This window comes from Halogranum amylolyticum (genome assembly GCF_900110465.1).
Classification (GTDB): domain Archaea; phylum Halobacteriota; class Halobacteria; order Halobacteriales; family Haloferacaceae; genus Halogranum; species Halogranum amylolyticum.
Genome location: NZ_FODV01000010.1, coordinates 1 through 15,084 on the forward strand (window position 1 = coordinate 1; position 15,084 = coordinate 15,084).

At 55.3% G+C, this 15,084-nt stretch carries 15 protein-coding genes and 2 pseudogenes; 14 read left to right on the forward strand and 3 right to left on the reverse strand.

The genetic code is table 11. The annotated features are described in order from the left end of the window. The 8 genes and pseudogenes from BSG17_RS16045 to BSG17_RS27845 all read left to right on the forward strand — a co-directional run. Positions 1 to 196, forward strand: a pseudogene (locus BSG17_RS16045) (transcription initiation factor IIB family protein); the annotation flags it as partial. Between the two features lie 129 nt (positions 197 to 325). Next, complete coding sequence (locus BSG17_RS16050; RefSeq protein ID WP_089825916.1) at positions 326 to 1,198, forward strand: biosurfactant protein 1; 873 nt, start codon at positions 326 to 328, stop codon at positions 1,196 to 1,198. Positions 1,199 to 1,772: 574 nt separating this feature from the next. Beyond that, complete coding sequence (locus BSG17_RS16055; RefSeq protein ID WP_089825918.1) at positions 1,773 to 2,087, forward strand: toxin-antitoxin system TumE family protein; 315 nt, start codon at positions 1,773 to 1,775, stop codon at positions 2,085 to 2,087. Positions 2,088 to 2,117: 30 nt separating this feature from the next. Then, positions 2,118 to 2,537 carry an HVO_A0114 family putative DNA-binding protein gene (locus BSG17_RS28460; RefSeq protein ID WP_089825920.1) on the forward strand — a complete coding sequence of 140 codons (420 nt, stop codon included), beginning with the start codon at positions 2,118 to 2,120 and terminating at the stop codon, positions 2,535 to 2,537. Positions 2,538 to 2,684: 147 nt separating this feature from the next. Next, the gene (locus BSG17_RS16065; protein ID WP_089825922.1) at positions 2,685 to 3,089 is read left to right on the forward strand and encodes an SWIM zinc finger family protein; all 405 of its coding nucleotides are present in this window, start codon (positions 2,685 to 2,687) and stop codon (positions 3,087 to 3,089) included. Between the two features lie 883 nt (positions 3,090 to 3,972). Next, a complete protein-coding gene (locus BSG17_RS16070) occupies positions 3,973 to 4,464 on the forward strand; it encodes a DUF7995 family protein (protein ID WP_089825923.1) in 492 nt (163 codons plus the stop codon). A gap of 100 nt (positions 4,465 to 4,564) precedes the next feature. Continuing rightward, positions 4,565 to 5,542, forward strand: a complete 978-nt coding sequence (locus BSG17_RS16075; RefSeq protein WP_089825924.1) for an IS1595 family transposase — start codon at positions 4,565 to 4,567, stop codon at positions 5,540 to 5,542. A 144-nt stretch (positions 5,543 to 5,686) separates the two neighbouring features. Beyond that, a pseudogene (locus tag BSG17_RS27845) lies at positions 5,687 to 5,949 on the forward strand (DUF7389 domain-containing protein). Between the two features lie 40 nt (positions 5,950 to 5,989). Here BSG17_RS27845 and BSG17_RS16085 read toward each other — a convergent pair. Next, a complete protein-coding gene (locus BSG17_RS16085; RefSeq protein WP_089825925.1) occupies positions 5,990 to 6,427 on the reverse strand; it encodes a hypothetical protein in 438 nt (145 codons plus the stop codon). 158 nt (positions 6,428 to 6,585) lie between these two features. On the opposite strand from BSG17_RS16085, the gene BSG17_RS16090 reads away from it, so the two are divergent. Then, the gene (locus tag BSG17_RS16090; RefSeq protein WP_089825926.1) at positions 6,586 to 6,807 is read left to right on the forward strand and encodes a DUF8129 domain-containing protein; all 222 of its coding nucleotides are present in this window, start codon (positions 6,586 to 6,588) and stop codon (positions 6,805 to 6,807) included. 12 nt (positions 6,808 to 6,819) lie between these two features. Here the strand turns inward: BSG17_RS16090 and BSG17_RS16095 are convergent, their stop codons facing one another. After that, positions 6,820 to 8,058, reverse strand: coding sequence for an MFS transporter (locus tag BSG17_RS16095; RefSeq protein ID WP_170864827.1), 1,239 nt, complete (start codon positions 8,056 to 8,058; stop codon positions 6,820 to 6,822). A gap of 260 nt (positions 8,059 to 8,318) precedes the next feature. Here BSG17_RS16095 and BSG17_RS16100 point away from each other — a divergent pair, with 260 nt between their 5' ends. The 5 genes from BSG17_RS16100 to BSG17_RS16120 all read left to right on the forward strand — a co-directional run bounded on the left by BSG17_RS16100 (position 8,319) and on the right by BSG17_RS16120 (position 14,501). Continuing rightward, complete coding sequence (locus tag BSG17_RS16100) at positions 8,319 to 11,192, forward strand: bacterio-opsin activator domain-containing protein (protein WP_089825927.1); 2,874 nt, start codon at positions 8,319 to 8,321, stop codon at positions 11,190 to 11,192. 118 nt (positions 11,193 to 11,310) lie between these two features. Beyond that, a complete protein-coding gene (locus tag BSG17_RS26095; protein ID WP_139246651.1) occupies positions 11,311 to 11,454 on the forward strand; it encodes a rubrerythrin-like domain-containing protein in 144 nt (47 codons plus the stop codon). Positions 11,455 to 11,456: 2 nt separating this feature from the next. Continuing rightward, complete coding sequence (gdhB, locus tag BSG17_RS16105; RefSeq protein ID WP_089825928.1) at positions 11,457 to 12,758, forward strand: glutamate dehydrogenase GdhB; 1,302 nt, start codon at positions 11,457 to 11,459, stop codon at positions 12,756 to 12,758. Positions 12,759 to 13,250: 492 nt separating this feature from the next. Beyond that, a complete protein-coding gene (locus BSG17_RS16115; protein ID WP_089825929.1) occupies positions 13,251 to 13,985 on the forward strand; it encodes a uroporphyrinogen-III synthase in 735 nt (244 codons plus the stop codon). Between the two features lie 81 nt (positions 13,986 to 14,066). Next, complete coding sequence (locus BSG17_RS16120) at positions 14,067 to 14,501, forward strand: DUF488 family protein, N3 subclade (RefSeq protein ID WP_089825930.1); 435 nt, start codon at positions 14,067 to 14,069, stop codon at positions 14,499 to 14,501. 148 nt (positions 14,502 to 14,649) lie between these two features. Here the strand turns inward: BSG17_RS16120 and BSG17_RS16125 are convergent, their stop codons facing one another. Further along, on the reverse strand, positions 14,650 to 15,051 hold the full coding sequence (locus tag BSG17_RS16125; protein ID WP_089825931.1) for a hypothetical protein: 402 nt from the start codon (positions 15,049 to 15,051) through the stop codon (positions 14,650 to 14,652). Positions 15,052 to 15,084: the final 33 nt, after the last annotated feature.

The following is a 15,084-nucleotide window of genomic DNA, read 5'->3' on the forward strand; positions in this document are numbered from 1 at the left end:
GACGTCCATTACGAACGGCTATCAGCCGTCTGGGGTTGCTGCAGCCTGTCTCTATCTCGCCAGTCGTGAACACGGGCAGTCGCTGACACAGACACAGGTTGCAGCGGCCGCTGGCACGACGCCGACGACGTTACGAGCGCGACGTGCAGAACTTACTGAGCTAATCGACGGGGAGGTCCAAGTCGCATCAACGTAGGGTGCATTCAGGTGAGGTCAGCGTCGACAGACAAGACGAGTGGTTCTGTGGCCGAACGCAACCCGAGTGCGATTCATCGGGGTCGTCTGGATATTGAAATACGAGGACGGATGAAATCGAGACAAGCCGATGACTGACCACTACGCCGACTATGAAGCACTTCGTCCCGTGGGTGAAGCTACCCGGACGCCGGATCACGAACTCAATGCTCGTTTCGACGCCCAGAACAACAGTCGTTCCATTGCAGGATACCTAGCCGAGTCTCAACAACGAGAGGCCAACTGTCCCTCTTGTGGGACGTCGATTCCGCCCGGCCAGCCAAAGTGCCGATTCTGTCTCACTCACCATCTCGATCCATCGGACGAGCAGCGTCACTCAGATACCGAGCTGTCGCTCCTGCACGTCGTGCACCTGTTCGTCGAGTCGACGACGTACTACGGCGCCGTCGCGAAGGGAGCCGCCGCAGCGAGACTGCTTGCGACGAACGGGTCCGACCCCGCCATCGACGAGTGCCAGCTCATCTACGACTTCGACGAGGAGCCTGCCGCCCAGGTGACCGACGCGTGGCCAGCGCTCTCCCCTGCGCTGCGAGTTGCTTCGAAGCATGGTGCGGAGGTGCTTGCAGTTGCCCGTCAGCGAACGACCTGGGGAAGCACAGCTCGCTCACCGACTGAACACGCGACGTACCTCTACGACGAGAGTGGGAGCGCCGTTCAGGATGAAGCGAAACTCTCGACGCTCCTCGAGAGCGCAGGCGACGACAGCTGGCTCGTGCCAGCGATTGCACTGCAGCACGCTCCCGTGGAGACGCGTTCGGAGTCTCAAGAACACCAGATACCAACGAAGAGGCCACTACAATGTTGGGAGTGTGACCGAGAGACGATACATCGGTTTTCAGCGTTCGAGGAGAATCCTGACGACGGGTGGAGTGGGCAGCCAATCTGGGAGTGCAATCTCTGTGGAACACCCTGCTTTGGGTCAAATCCGGGAATAGAGACGTAGGGTCGCGCAGAGAAATTTCGAGAGAATGGTAGGGGAGGAGGGCCGAACTGTCAGCGAGTTATTGTGCCGACAGGAGTAGCGAAGTGAGTTCCATATAAATTCTTTCTGGTGAGAAAACTCGTGAATGGAACTAAACAGCAGAGTGGTTCCGATTTGTTGCCTCGGAGAGATTTTTCGCCCCCGAAGGGTGCGGGGCACTCAGAGAGAATTGTCCCGAGAGTAAACGATGACAACGAAAGACACCACCAGTCAGACACCTCTCAAGAGCAACCATTGTATCGCCCCTGGCAACACCGGATGTCAAATGAAATGCGTCGCACGGCAGAGTGTGGGCCAATGAAACGGCTAGTTGCCCGTCTGTTCGCTACAGAGGAGACTGTTGTCCACGAGTGTCGTCACTGTGGAACGACACTCAACAGCACCGATGACTTGTGTCCAGTCTGTGAATCAACCGACGTCGCGGCCTACAGATTCTGACTGCTAGTGTGAAACTGTGACTACGAGTATACTGGAAGTGTGTTGGGCTTATTCCCAACACACTTTTGCTGTTGGGAACCGTCCCAACAGGTAACGGATGGGCCAGGAACTAACGCGTCGCTATACGCACGTCGAAGCCGGACTCGTCGAAAATGTCGTCATCCGGCGAACAACCGATACGGATGCCTACCCATCTGGATGGAAGTACACGCTTCATCTCGGAACGCTCGAAGACCTCACGCTCATCCGATACGACAATGCCCACGAGGATACCAAAGGCCACGAACTTCATACCGCAGCTGGCGATACTGACGTTGAATTCCCAGGTATGGAAGAACTCCTCGTCGAGTTCTGGGCCAGCGCTGACGAGTATTGGGACGCTATCGGGGGCAGCCCACCACGGTCGTACTGAAACACAATCACCACTCCAAGCAAACCCACCATGACGACACTTCACATCACTGTCGGCGACCGAGCACAGCTTCGTGAGGACACCCTGCAGTTTGTCCAAGACACAGAGTCTGACAGGGGAACGACGGAAGATGACCGAGCAGTCCTTCAGTTTGGGTCCTACGACGATCTCGTCGAGAGCCTCACCCCACTTCGTCTCGAACTCATTCAAGCAATCGCCACAGAGCACCCCTCAAGTATGCGTGAGGCAGCCCGACTCGTCGACCGCGACGTCTCCGATGTCCACGCGGACCTGAAGCATCTGGAGGTACTCGGCATCCTCGAACTCGAAGAAGGCGGTCCCGGTGGAGCGATTCAACCAGTCGTCCCCTTCGACAAAATCGAGATGCACATCGACTACCCGCTTCTCGACGACGTCGACGCAGACAGTACCCCCGCTAGCGCCGACTAGCTCACGATTCAGCGGAAGTGGGGAGTGGACACATTCAAGGGGTCAACGGGGGTCCTCGAGGTCAAACCTCTTGCAACGCTAAACGCCACGGAGATTTTATCCACCCCCTGAAGGGTGCGGGGCACTCGAGAGGTGCCTCGTCGACCCATGACGAATGCATTTGCACACCTCGACACAACCCGGAGAGTCGTCAAACGAGCCCAGTATGAGGCATTCGAGTTCGAAATTTGTGATGGTGGTATTCGCGTCAGAAACTGCAGTCACGCCGAGCCAGCAGAGCACGAATACCACGTCACCGTCGACGACGGAGTCCCGGTAGCTTGTGAGTGTCCAGCCGACGCGAAGTACTCGTCGGCGTGTAAGCACCGTGTCGCAGTTGCGATTCGAACCCCACTCCTTGATGCCGCTGCAACGCAGGCGGTCGCCGACGGCGGAACCGTCGTAAGCGACGGCGACGCTGGGGAGTCAGACGAGTGCGACTGTGCAGACCTTGGCGACGGGTTCCCCTGTTGGGAGTGCTATCGAACGGGGAAGCGAACGCTGCCGGAGTAGCACCGGCTCACGGCTCACAAAGCGAGCAGCTATCGGTGTATTTCTCCAAGTGGTGACAGAAGGTGTGTGCTGAACTTAGAGGGTGAATGCAGCAATCCGTCACTCTCTGTTTTATCCTGGAGTAATTGTACAGACCAATACAAGGAGTGGAAAATACCATCCATCTATCAATTGTATTCGAACTGTCGGGTCAAAATCCCTAGATTCTACTTTGACTCCATTTGGATGCACACCCTTCGATGAATTCGAGAAGGTTCTTCGCTGCACCTTTGTCTAGACTGATGATCAACCCAGCGTCGCTGTCCTGACTTGAACGAACGTGGACAATACAGTTACTCCGATAGGCGTGGACAGTCGCATACTGCGATCCGAAGGTCCGTCGCATCCGTTCAGTGTCTTTAGACTGCTCACAGAGATCTTGCACAACAAGACGAATGAACGACTCTGCGTGTTTCTTTCGAATGTCGTCACGGACGTACTCAATACTATACGAGGATTCTGAATACGTTGCAACCACACGTAGATAGTCTCCTGCGCGGTGTGAAGCGTATTCGACGAGCTTTTGCGTCATTGATGAAAAAACACTACGACACTATTTAAATCTCATTCTAACTTGAGAAAATGACTTAGAAAATATGAATCTTCAATATTCACAGTGGAACGGATATACCAATATTTCGCATCTATCACTCTGACTTCTAACCAGAAACTCGATGACCAGTGCCCGACTTGCGCGCTCTATTCAGCACGACCGCAGAAACCTATCACTGATTGAGGGGTAACCGAGAGCGACGAGATACAGAGGAACTGGAGCGCACCGGAGAGCGTTTTTATGCCCCCGAAGGGTGCGGGGCGTCACACACATCGCGTCCCGAGAACCACAATGCACCAACTCATCTACGCGCTCGTTGAAGCACCGAATCGAGACGATGCCCTCGCCAGCGGTAACGCAGCGTTCGACCGTCTCGTCGGCATCGGTCCCGACACCGCTGCCGTCTTCGATTACTACGTCACGTTTGACGACGAGACAATGTCTGTCGCCGGAAAGGCACGGTGGGGCGAACTACCTGTCGTGGCCCCGGTCGATTCCGACGAGGGAGCTGAACTCCTTGAACGAGGATGGAGCGCAACGATCGAAGAGTTCGAGCGGAATCTCGAACGAGTGCGAGCCGCCGTCGACGAGTTCTCTACTGAGGAATTCATGCGCGACAAAGAGCTTGCTCGACACGCCTGCTACAACCTCGGGGCGTACCGTGGCCCGTCGCTCTTCCTGTACGATGAGTACGGCGGGGCGATCCGCCATCGCGACCAGCTCGATCGTGTCCTCGAATCCGACGAGCAGATGTGGATCATCCCGGCGGACGTCCACTACTGAGCCAAGAATCACCCGACAGAACAGGCACTATGGTCTCGCTCTTGTGTAGAGCTGCGGAACGACCGTGTAGTTACGGTGAGCGAGCCGAAAACTTGAGGTTATGCCTCAGACTCAGCCCGCGTTCGGTGGGATGCTTCGCCAGCTCGTCGATATTGGATTGTTCGAGTTGGACACCGAGCCGCTCGATGCCGGCATCGAGCGGCGACTCAAGGAGTTCTGGGAGTATACCACGTGTCCTCGCTGCGACCATCCCAGCATCCACACGTGGGAATCGTCCGATCGCGTTATCTGCCGAAACTGCGATTTCAAACCGGTTTACACCTATGGGACACCCTTTCACGAGAAGCACCTCTCCTGCGGTGAGGTGCTTCTCGCGTACCTCCTCTATGCGGATACGTTGCTCAGTATCTCTCAGATTGCGGTTGTGCTCGACAGGGCGTACAAGACTGTCTACTACACGATCCGAGAGGTGGAAGCCGCGGTCACGCGCGGCTTCCCCCTCGTCTGGGAGCAGTTCCAAGACTCTATCTCGGGACCAACGCAAGTCGACGAGTCGAGCACGGTGTGTTCAGGCTACAAAGGCCAAGACCCGCCGCGGAACAGCCGTTACCGCGGCGGGTCATCCCGATCGGGGCGCTCACGATGGAAGGGACGTCACGGTGATCAAATCACGCTCGTCGCGGCCTGCCGCGACGTGCTGCGGGTGATTCGCGGTCATCTTGGAATCGACTTTGAGACGGACTTAGCGCCGGTCATGCAGGAGGCTGAAGACCTCTCCCAACCGCTGGGAGAGGTCTGGACCGACGGTCTCCAAGCGTACCGGCGAATGGAGTACGACCATCGAATCGTTGTCCACGACGAACGGTACGTTTCCGCCGACGGCGTCCACATCAACCAGGTTGAGTGTCTCTTCTCACTGGTCAAACCGTGGCTGCGGAAGTTCCGCGGCCTGTCCAAGCAAGGCTTGGAGCAGGCCGCTCACACGTTCGGACTCATTCGCTCGTTGAACCTCGTCGGCGCATCTCTCGAAATCGTCGTCGATTGCCTTGCTACAGGGTCACTCCTGAGTTCTACATAAGAGCGTATGGTCTTAACCAACAGGGTGCGGCCTCTGCCGTTTCTGTTGGTTAAGGCGATGACGGACCCACCGACTCGGTGATCGCTGAGTGAATTTGTTCACCCCCAGAGGGGTTCGGGGGACAGAGAATCCTCGCGTAAACCGATGACTGACGACAACCCAACAGTGACAGAATCGAATCGAGAGGAAACAACTCAGACGGAATACGTTGAGCGTAGCGACGTCGGCGTGTCACTAACGGTGAAACTGAAGCGTGGAACGGCGACGAGAGACCAGGACGAACTGACGGCAAAGTCAAAGCACGAACGCTTGCAGAAGCCCGTGAAGATATGGACACGCTGAGAGCGTATCTGCACGACCTCGCCGAAGACGTTCGGCAGATTCAGCCCGACGCCGAGGCAGAATAGAGCGCTCAGAGAATTGGCTGATTTTGAGCGCATCCAAGTGCTAACCGCCTCTAGATAGTACCCAAGCAGTCCCTCTCCCGAGGAGGAACATTACGACGCTCAACAGGAGTGCACTTACAAAATAAAACAGAATCCCGTACTGGATCGGCAGGTCTGCTTCGACTGCGTCAAGGCCGAATTGTTCGTTCACGAGAAGAAACAGACTCATTCCAGTTGCCATGGCGAGGATTGGTAACCAGCTGACTGTCAGTCGCTCACCAGCATACGCAGCTATGTATGAGGAAGCGAGTGCGACGAGTAGCAACCCAATCAGAATGACCCGCGAGACAGTGAGCGGAAGTCGATTACCAACACCGAGATATGGGATCGCAGTGACCGAAAGGTAAACCACCACGAAAAAGCAAACGCCAACGGAAACGAGAGCGATGACGTGAGATAGCGTAGAGAGTCTCCTCTCGACTGGTGGCAAGTGAGCCATAGTGCCTATTCATCGTCTATCGAGATAGGTCCTCTCTCGGGGCACCTCGAAGTGGGAAAGGAAGTGAAGTGGGAAGTCGCCATCCGTCACTGTCGGAGATAGTTAGCGCTCAGAGAGTTGGTTTTTCGCGCCTCCAGATGGCTGGAGGCGAAACTCAGATGAGCAACGACTCAGCCGAATCAACAGCATCGACCGGCCTGACACCCGAGCAGCGTCTCGAGGCACCGACCACCAACCTCATCGACGCAGGTATCGCGACCATCCACGACATGGCGACGCTTCGAGCCTGTGTCGCCTACGAAAACGCGAATCAACAGCGCGCTCGGATTCTCCGGCGACTCGCAGAGCGGGCACAGGAGATTCGGACACAAGGAGAATAATGGGGAATCTTGCTACGAGTAGCCGGGCTCTGGAGCTCGCCATGCAACCGCGATGCCACAAACAGCGAGGAGCCCAGCGAGTAGGAACGCCGTATCGAATCCAGCGAGGTCGACAATAACACCGCCTGCAATCGGAGCAAGGAATGCCCCTGCCAACCCAACACTAGTTTGGAATGCGACTGCCGTCGCAGCGACCCGCGAATCAACGACCTCTCGAACGTACGTGAAGGAGAGGCCCAGCGTTAGCTGAACCGCAAAGCCGGTGAGAAGCAAGAGAGCGACAAGCAGTGGAAGTGACCGAAATCGAGTGAAGAAGAGCACGAGGGGCGCGGAAACTGCAAACGACCCGAGGACAATAGGTTGGCGACGACCACCGAAGACTCGATCGGATAAGAGCCCACTGCTGATTCTGGACACCACACCAATGGCAGGGAACACTGCTACCAAGAGACCGCTCACTGCGAGCGACAGTCCAAGCTCAGAGGTGAGATAGGACGCGCCCCAACTATTCACGAACAGGTATAGCGAATAGCCGAGAAAGCCAAGCAGCCCAATCGACCAGACCTTCCGGTTTCGGAGGACCGCGCCGAACTCCTGAACCGAAGGAGCGTCTTCCCGACTCGGCTCAAGCCCTCGACTTGCCGGCCAGAACACGACAAGACCAATGACTGTGAGACCAGTAAACGCAACAAAGATTGCGGGCCATCCAAACTGGTGAGCAATCAGTGGACCAGTTCCTTGACCAAGCGCAAATCCGATCGGGCCACTCGCAGTGAAGATGCCGACAGCTGTCGCTCGGGTTTCGCTGGTCGCTGCCTGACTCACGAGATCGATGCCAGCGTTCCATACTATGACGTAGGCGACCCCACCAAGCGCTCGCGATGCAATTACAGACCGGTAGTCTCCCTGCTTTCCAGCAATCCAGCCCCACGTTCCAGCGACAATTAGTGTGAGAACCGCGAGTGCCATGACGTTTCTAGAATCAGTCCGATCGAGAACCGCACCAACCGGGAGACTTGCAATCACTGCAGTACCGAACATAATCCCGACGAGGAACCCTGCGATTGTTGGGCCGATATGCAGCGATTCACGAATGAGCGGGGTAACACTGGCAGGGACAATTTCATAAGCGGCCAACCCTGTCGAGATGAGGCTTGCCCCAGCGACAATTCTCCACGTCGACTGGCTCTTCTGTTGTGGTTCGTTGCTGGTGAAGTCGTCGGAGTGAGTAGTGGTAGGTCGGGAAGTCATGCTTCGAGAGTGTGGTCGGAAGACGGAATGCGGAAATCGGGAAGAAGCGTTTGAGCGTGCTGAATCCCGAGGCTCGTGTTTCGATAGTACGTATCGATTCTCATCACTTTGAGGGGTTAGATAGCAAATATCTTTGTCCACGGGTGGTTAATTAACAAACCATCTATGCACGCACATTCCGACACGGTCCAGCAACAGAGCTGGAGCCACGCTCGACTCGGCATCAAGAACAGCGTTGATTTTTCCTCTCTGTTTGAATAATGGACTCTCCCCCAACCGTCCTGGGTTCGTCGACGATTTTGCTCGTCGGGACGAACGACTGGATTACACAACTTGCCGCAACACTGAAAGCGCGAACTGACGCGACTGTACAACGTGTTCGGACTAAGTCAGAGACAATTGACGTCATTCGGACGCACACCACGGACTGTCTCATCACCGAGTACGCGCTTGGTGAGGCAACCGGACTCGAACTTCTTAGAGCAATTCGCAACGAGACCACTGCACTTCCAGTGTTACTCGGTACTGCCGCCGGGAGTGAGGCTATCGCCAGCGAGGCTATCGAAGCTGGAGTCACCGATTACATCGCGCTCACGGACCCACCCGAGCAGATGACTGGCGAGCTCATCGAGCGAACTGAACGTGCTATCCGATCCGCACAGCGGTCGGCCACGCAACGAGAGCGGGCCAGACAGTTCGACGCAATCTTCAACGATTCACGAACCGCAACGTGGGTGCTTGACCCAAATGGCGCACTTGCCCGTGTGAATGAAACAGCACGGCGAATGATTGACGAGGACATCAAAACAATCATCGGCGAGCCATTCTGGACACTTCCGTGGTGGTCCCAGGCTGATGCAACTGAAGCGGAAGTGCACCAAATCGTGGAGAACGCACTTGATGGGACGTTCGGAAATATTGTCGTTCCACAACCGCAACACATTGAGAATCCGCGTGTCATCGATCTCTCCGTACGCCCGGTCGAGAACGAACACGGCGACCTCGTTTCAGTCGTCGTCGAAGGCGTCGACATCACCGAGCGTGTTGACCTCGAACGCGACCTCCGTCAATCAGAGGAGCTCCATCGAGTTACGCTCAACAACATGACCGATACCGTCCTCATCACGGACGAAGACGGCAAGTATACCTACGTCTGTCCCAACGTTCACTTCATCTTCGGTTACACGGCTGACGAGATTCACGAACAAGGAGAGATTAGCGATCTTCTTGGAGCCGATTTCTTCGACCGTGACGAACTGGCAGCCGAGGGCGTTCTGAAGAACATCGAGACGACCGCCACGGACAAGGCTGGGAACGAACACACGCTCTTAGTCAACGTCCGTGAAGTCTCGATTCAGGACGGGACGCTCCTCTTCAGCTGTCGAGATATTACGAAACGCAAGCAACGTGAAGAGGCGCTTGCCACTCTCCAAGGGACCGCCCGTGATTTCCTGTACGCCGAAACCCACCAAGAAATTGCCCAACACGTCGTCGATGATACACCCGGTGTCCTCGATTTGGATGCGAGTGCAGTCTACCTCTTCGATGCTGATACTAACGACCTTCGACCCGCAGCTCATTCGGCAACAATGAGAGAATTGAACGGACCGCTTCCTACCGTTCACGCCGACGGCGAAACCCTTCCGAGTTTTAGCTTCGTTGAGGGCGAAACGCTGTCTTTCGATGATGTTCATGACGCAGACCGGCTTGCAAACCGAGCGACTGACCTTCGCAGTGCAACTTACATTCCACTCGGCAACCACGGTGTGTTCATCGCTGGCTCGAACCAAGTTGGCGTCTTCGACGACGTGACGCGAGAGCTAGCCGATCTTCTCGCCGCAACTGCTGAAGCAGCTCTCGACCGGGTCACACGAGAGTCCAGACTTCGGAAGCAAGATCGTACACTTCAAGCCCAAAACGAACAGCTCACCGCACTGAATCGCATCAATGAGACGATTCGAGAGATCGATCAAGCGCTCGTACAAGCGGAAACGCGAGAGGAAATCGATTACACAGTCTGTGAGCTGTTGACTGCAGATGACCGGTTCAGATTCGCCTGGATTGGCACGGTCGACCCGACGACCAACACCGTTGAACCACGGGCATGGGCTGGTAGCGAACGAGGATATCTGGATAGTCAGTCGTTCGCTGTCAGCGCATCGGACACAGAGCCAACTGGACAAACCGCTGCGACTGGCGACGTGACGATAGTGACTAACGTCGCTGCTGGGCTCCGCGACGAGCCGTGGCGGAAGGACGCACTCGCTCGCGACTATCTCTCTGTATTGAGTATTCCCCTCGTCTACAACGACCTCACGCACGGCGTCTTGACCGTCTACGCGCCGACTCAAAACGCGTTCGACGACACAACGAAGGCCGTTCTAGCTGAACTTGGCGAAACCATCGCCTCTGCTCTCAGTGCAATTGAGCGGAAGAATGCGTTGCTCACAACGTCGATAACGCGTGTTGAGTTCGCAGTCGACGATTCCGCGTTCATCCTCTCACGGCTTGCACAGGATGGAGCGTGCACACTCTCGTATCAGGGCGGTGTTCAGCAATCTACAGAAGGAATCTACGTGTTTGTCACCGTCAAAGACGGGTCTCTAGAAAACGTTGCAGAAGCCGCCTCGCAGCTGGTTGCAATCGATGACGTCCAACAGATCAGTACCGAAGGGGACGGCGGTGTCTTGCGGCTCCGCCTCACACAGCCGTTTCTTGCTCTGGAGTTAGCCGACCACGGCGCAATCTTCCGGGAGGCGACTGCTGACCCAACCTCTACGACGCTCGTCATTGATATTCCGAACAGTATCGACGTCCGAACGATTACCCAACTCGTTCGTGAGACATTCTCTACTGTCGAACTCCGTTCGAAGCAGACGCTTGATCAGTCGATAGAACACGACCTCTACTCGAAGTTCCTTGAGAAGTTGACTGAGCGCCAACTCGAAGTGATCCAGACGGCATACTACAGTGGGTTCTTCGAGTCACCCCGCGAGAGTACGGGGGAAGACGTTGCAGAGACACTCGGTATCTCCCCGCCTGCGTTCTACAAACACGCTCGAACCGTCCAGCGGAAGCTGTTTGCAACGATTTTCGAAGAGAGCAACCTTTCCCTCGCGGGGTCTCGCAAATAGGTTAAATAACAAACCCAATTCTCAGGAAATGGTTTGGTAATGAACTGCCAAATATTCCCTAATACACCTATTATAACGACCCAGAGTGCCCCGGATTCGTAGCACTCGGAAACCCACTATGAGAGATGTCAACCCCCAACCGGACGAGGAAACCCCATACGAATGCTTCCAGTGTGGAAACATCGTCATCGAAGAAGATAGACCGGGACAATGTCCCGACTGTAGCGGACCGATACGAAATCGACAGATACCGCTCGAGTAACCATGGTATCCCAAAATCATACGGTTCACGACAAGTCTTCTGATGCAAATACAGAATCAGATGGGTCGGAATCAGCGCTTGAGACGGCTCGCCGACAGTTGCGTCATGCTGCCATTCACATAGATATTGACCCAAGCATCGTCGAGCGGCTCAAGTATCCAAAAAAGGTTCACGAAGTAACGGTTCCAATCAAACGAGACGACGGAACAGTTGACGTGTTCACGGGCTATCGAGCACAACACGATAGCGTCAGAGGGCCATTCAAAGGTGGACTCCGATACCACCCCGAGGTAACTCGAGATGAGTGTGTTGGGCTCGGTATGTGGATGACTTGGAAGTGTGCCGTCATGGACCTCCCATTTGGGGGTGCCAAGGGTGGTGTTGCTGTTAACCCGAAGGAATTGAGCACAGACGAAAAGGAACGGCTCACTCGTCGGTTTGCACAGGAACTTCGTGAATCAATCGGCCCCAATCAAGATATTCCCGCCCCCGACATGGGAACGGATCCCCAGACGATGGCGTGGTTGATGGATGCCTACTCAATGCAGAAAGGCGAGACGACGCCGGGTGTTGTCACTGGAAAGCCACCTGTTGTCGGTGGCAGTAAGGGGCGTGAAGAAGCTCCCGGGCGGAGTGTCGCGATTATCACACAGCTAGTCTGCGAATACTACGACCGACGGCTCAAAGAGACGACGGTTGCAGTCCAGGGCTACGGGAGCGTCGGTGCAAATGCCGCTCGCCTTCTCGACGACTGGGGCGCGACCGTCGTCGCTATCAGCGATGTCAATGGTGCAATGTACGACCCAGAGGGGATCGAGACGACATCAGTTCCGTCACATGACGAGGAACCGGAAGCAGTCACGAAGTACGCCGAGAACATCATTTCGAACGACGAACTGCTCACACTCGATGTCGACGTACTCATTCCCGCCGCCCTCGGAAACGTGATTACCAAAGAAAACGTGGAGGCGATAGCCGCGGATTTTGTCATCGAAGGTGCGAACGGTCCGACTACGTCCGCAGCTGATTCGGTTCTTGCAGAGCGAGATATCGCAGTAATTCCTGACATTCTCGCTAACGCCGGTGGTGTCACGGTGAGCTACTTCGAGTGGCTCCAAGACATCAATCGGCGAGCGTGGTCACTCGAACGGGTAAACGACGAACTCGATGCAGAGATGCAGGCCGCGTGGGATGCGGTTCGAGAAGAGTTCGAACAGCGCGATGTTACCTGGCGTGATGCGGCCTACATCGTTGCACTGTCCCGAATCGCAGAAGCACACGAAGCACGAGGGCTGTGGCCGTAATCAGATGCCTCACCCCTCCGCTCTTCAGATGTGGCATCCATCGACCCCACTTGAGCGAGAGCTTTACCGAGTATTCCGGTTGTCATCGGCTGGGAGCGCAGTAACAATCATCAGCTTCGTCGGTTATCTTTGTATCGGCAGTGCGCTCCACATCGCTAGGGTCTATACACCCTCGTTCCCGCTGATGAGTTTCTCTGATCCCGTGTTCACGATTTTATGCTTTCTCACCGGGGGACTCATCTGTCTCCTCTCTGGCTCACTTACGTGTCTCACACTGCTAGTGAGTGTGAAAGATGCTAACGCCGAATTTGTCCTATTGACAAGTCTCATCGCTTTCGGCTTCGGTGCAGCCACAGTCCGAATTACGGTTAATCCAATTCTAGCTTGGTTGGCTGCACTCAGACCAGTGTAGAATCATGAAAGTGACGAATCGCCCAGACCACTACACACGAAGTTCAGTACGAACATGGCCAACAACACAATCTCTCAAAAATGTGCAAGCCGACAGTAGCTGTTCTCCGACCTGATGACACTCGTATCGTTGAGGCAGTCGGGTATCTCCGGTCACTTGGGGCTTCGCCAGTGGCAGACCCCATGTTGACGATACGACCGACCGGAGCGACACCTTCAGTAGGAGACTATTACGTTTTCACAAGCCGTACCGGAGTACACATAGCTGCCGAACAAAACTGGCATCCGGGTAACTCAACAGTGTGTGCGGTCGGCGAACGCACCGCATCAGCATTACGGGCCTACGGCGTGTCAGTAGATATTGTACCGTCGACATTCACATCCGCTGGTCTCGTCGAAGAACTTGCTGGGGAGGTCGACGGATCGACTGTCGAGATTGCTCGAAGCGCTCACGGCAGCGACGTATTAATCCAGGGACTAGACGCCGCCGGTGCAGATGTCCATGAAACGCAGTTGTACAAATTGGAGAGACCACAAGCGGCTGGTCCGTCTGTCTCGCTTGCAATTGACGGTCAATTGGATGGGATACTATTTACCTCACCGAAAACGGTCGACCACTTTTTCGAGATTGCCGCGGAGCAAGACGATGTACACGCACTCCAACGGGGAGTAGCGGAGACGGTTATTGGGGCCATTGGAACGCCGACCGCTCGTGTAGTTCGGAGGCATGACATCACGGTGGACATCCTACCAGACACAATCGAATTCTCTGAGCTCGCAAATCGCACCGTGAAGGAAATCAACACCCGCAATTGACTCCTGCATCCTCATATCCGGTGTACAGCATCTTGCCAGGAGATTGACTACCTCAGCCCCCCTACCACTAAGAGAGAAACCATGACCACAACTAACCTCCTCGAGGACACGTACGTCGCAGCGCTGCAGCATAACCTCGTGGACGTTCCCACGGAGGCAACGCTCGTGGGTGTGGTTCGGCGGCCAACCAGCTGGTTCAGAACAACAGTCGATGAAAACTATCCAGCACTCGGCCCCCCAGCAGACCTCCTCAACGAATTCAAACAGCGCCACGAGGATTTCAAGATGCAAGGGCTGTGTGACGAAGGGGCGCATAATGCTGCTTGGGATGACGTGGAGTTTGAGAAGCGGTACCAATCGTATCTTACCGAAGTCGTAGATGCCCGCGAAGCAGTCAGCGAACTTACGAGCCGGCTTCGTGATGAAGAACGCCTCGTCTTAGTCTGTTTTGAGAACACCAATCAGAAACGGTGCCATCGCACGCTTCTCAAAGCCCACCTGAATGCACAGCTGTAGTCAATTGTTCCGTCCAGTGTAACCCTTTTTTCAGTTCTTCAGTTTGTAATTGACTAGCGACGCTTCGAGCCTGTGTCGCCTACGAGAAGGTAAATCAACAGCGCATTCGGATTCTCCGACGGCTCGAAAATCGGACACAAAAAATAACTCAGTTTGAGTCAGAAAGCCAATCGTGCCGTAGCTCGTTGAGAGCGATCAGCACGTAGAGCACTCCGACCAGCCGCGTTCCTTCGTACACCCATGGCTTCCAATTGCAGTTGCTTGCGTCGGTGTACGCAAGTGGTGTTGCACAGCCCACAAAGACATGTGGAGAACTCAAGGCGAGAATCCCGATAAGACCGAGGAATTTCTTGAATCTCGAATACGAGGCGTCACTGCCCCACATAAGCAGTAACAAGGCGAGTCCTTCAACCCGCGCACCAGTGACAACCCAGGACCGCAACTCGCACTCGTCTGGGTCTTCGAGGGCGACCTGCTCGGCAGTCTCGATGAGCGCTTCTGGTGCCAAGAGTTCGACAATGCCAATCGTTGTGAGTATCTTGCGGAGCATGGCTGCAGATTAAACGCTTACCCACATAACACG

Excerpts from the sequence above, each read along its gene's own strand:
- BSG17_RS16050 (WP_089825916.1), top strand. The coding sequence starts at position 326 with ATGACTGACCACTACGCCGACTATGAAGCACTTCGTCCCGTGGGTGAA.
- BSG17_RS16055 (WP_089825918.1), top strand. The coding sequence starts at position 1,773 with ATGGGCCAGGAACTAACGCGTCGCTATACGCACGTCGAAGCCGGACTC.
- BSG17_RS28460 (WP_089825920.1), top strand. The coding sequence starts at position 2,118 with ATGACGACACTTCACATCACTGTCGGCGACCGAGCACAGCTTCGTGAG.
- BSG17_RS16065 (WP_089825922.1), top strand. The coding sequence starts at position 2,685 with ATGACGAATGCATTTGCACACCTCGACACAACCCGGAGAGTCGTCAAA.
- BSG17_RS16070 (WP_089825923.1), top strand. The coding sequence starts at position 3,973 with ATGCACCAACTCATCTACGCGCTCGTTGAAGCACCGAATCGAGACGAT.
- BSG17_RS16075 (WP_089825924.1), top strand. The coding sequence starts at position 4,565 with ATGCCTCAGACTCAGCCCGCGTTCGGTGGGATGCTTCGCCAGCTCGTC.
- BSG17_RS16085 (WP_089825925.1), bottom strand. The coding sequence starts at position 6,427 with ATGGCTCACTTGCCACCAGTCGAGAGGAGACTCTCTACGCTATCTCAC.
- BSG17_RS16090 (WP_089825926.1), top strand. The coding sequence starts at position 6,586 with ATGAGCAACGACTCAGCCGAATCAACAGCATCGACCGGCCTGACACCC.
- BSG17_RS16095 (WP_170864827.1), bottom strand. The coding sequence starts at position 8,058 with ATGACTTCCCGACCTACCACTACTCACTCCGACGACTTCACCAGCAAC.
- BSG17_RS16100 (WP_089825927.1), top strand. The coding sequence starts at position 8,319 with ATGGACTCTCCCCCAACCGTCCTGGGTTCGTCGACGATTTTGCTCGTC.
- BSG17_RS26095 (WP_139246651.1), top strand. The coding sequence starts at position 11,311 with ATGAGAGATGTCAACCCCCAACCGGACGAGGAAACCCCATACGAATGC.
- gdhB (WP_089825928.1), top strand. The coding sequence starts at position 11,457 with ATGGTATCCCAAAATCATACGGTTCACGACAAGTCTTCTGATGCAAAT.
- BSG17_RS16115 (WP_089825929.1), top strand. The coding sequence starts at position 13,251 with ATGTGCAAGCCGACAGTAGCTGTTCTCCGACCTGATGACACTCGTATC.
- BSG17_RS16120 (WP_089825930.1), top strand. The coding sequence starts at position 14,067 with ATGACCACAACTAACCTCCTCGAGGACACGTACGTCGCAGCGCTGCAG.
- BSG17_RS16125 (WP_089825931.1), bottom strand. The coding sequence starts at position 15,051 with ATGCTCCGCAAGATACTCACAACGATTGGCATTGTCGAACTCTTGGCA.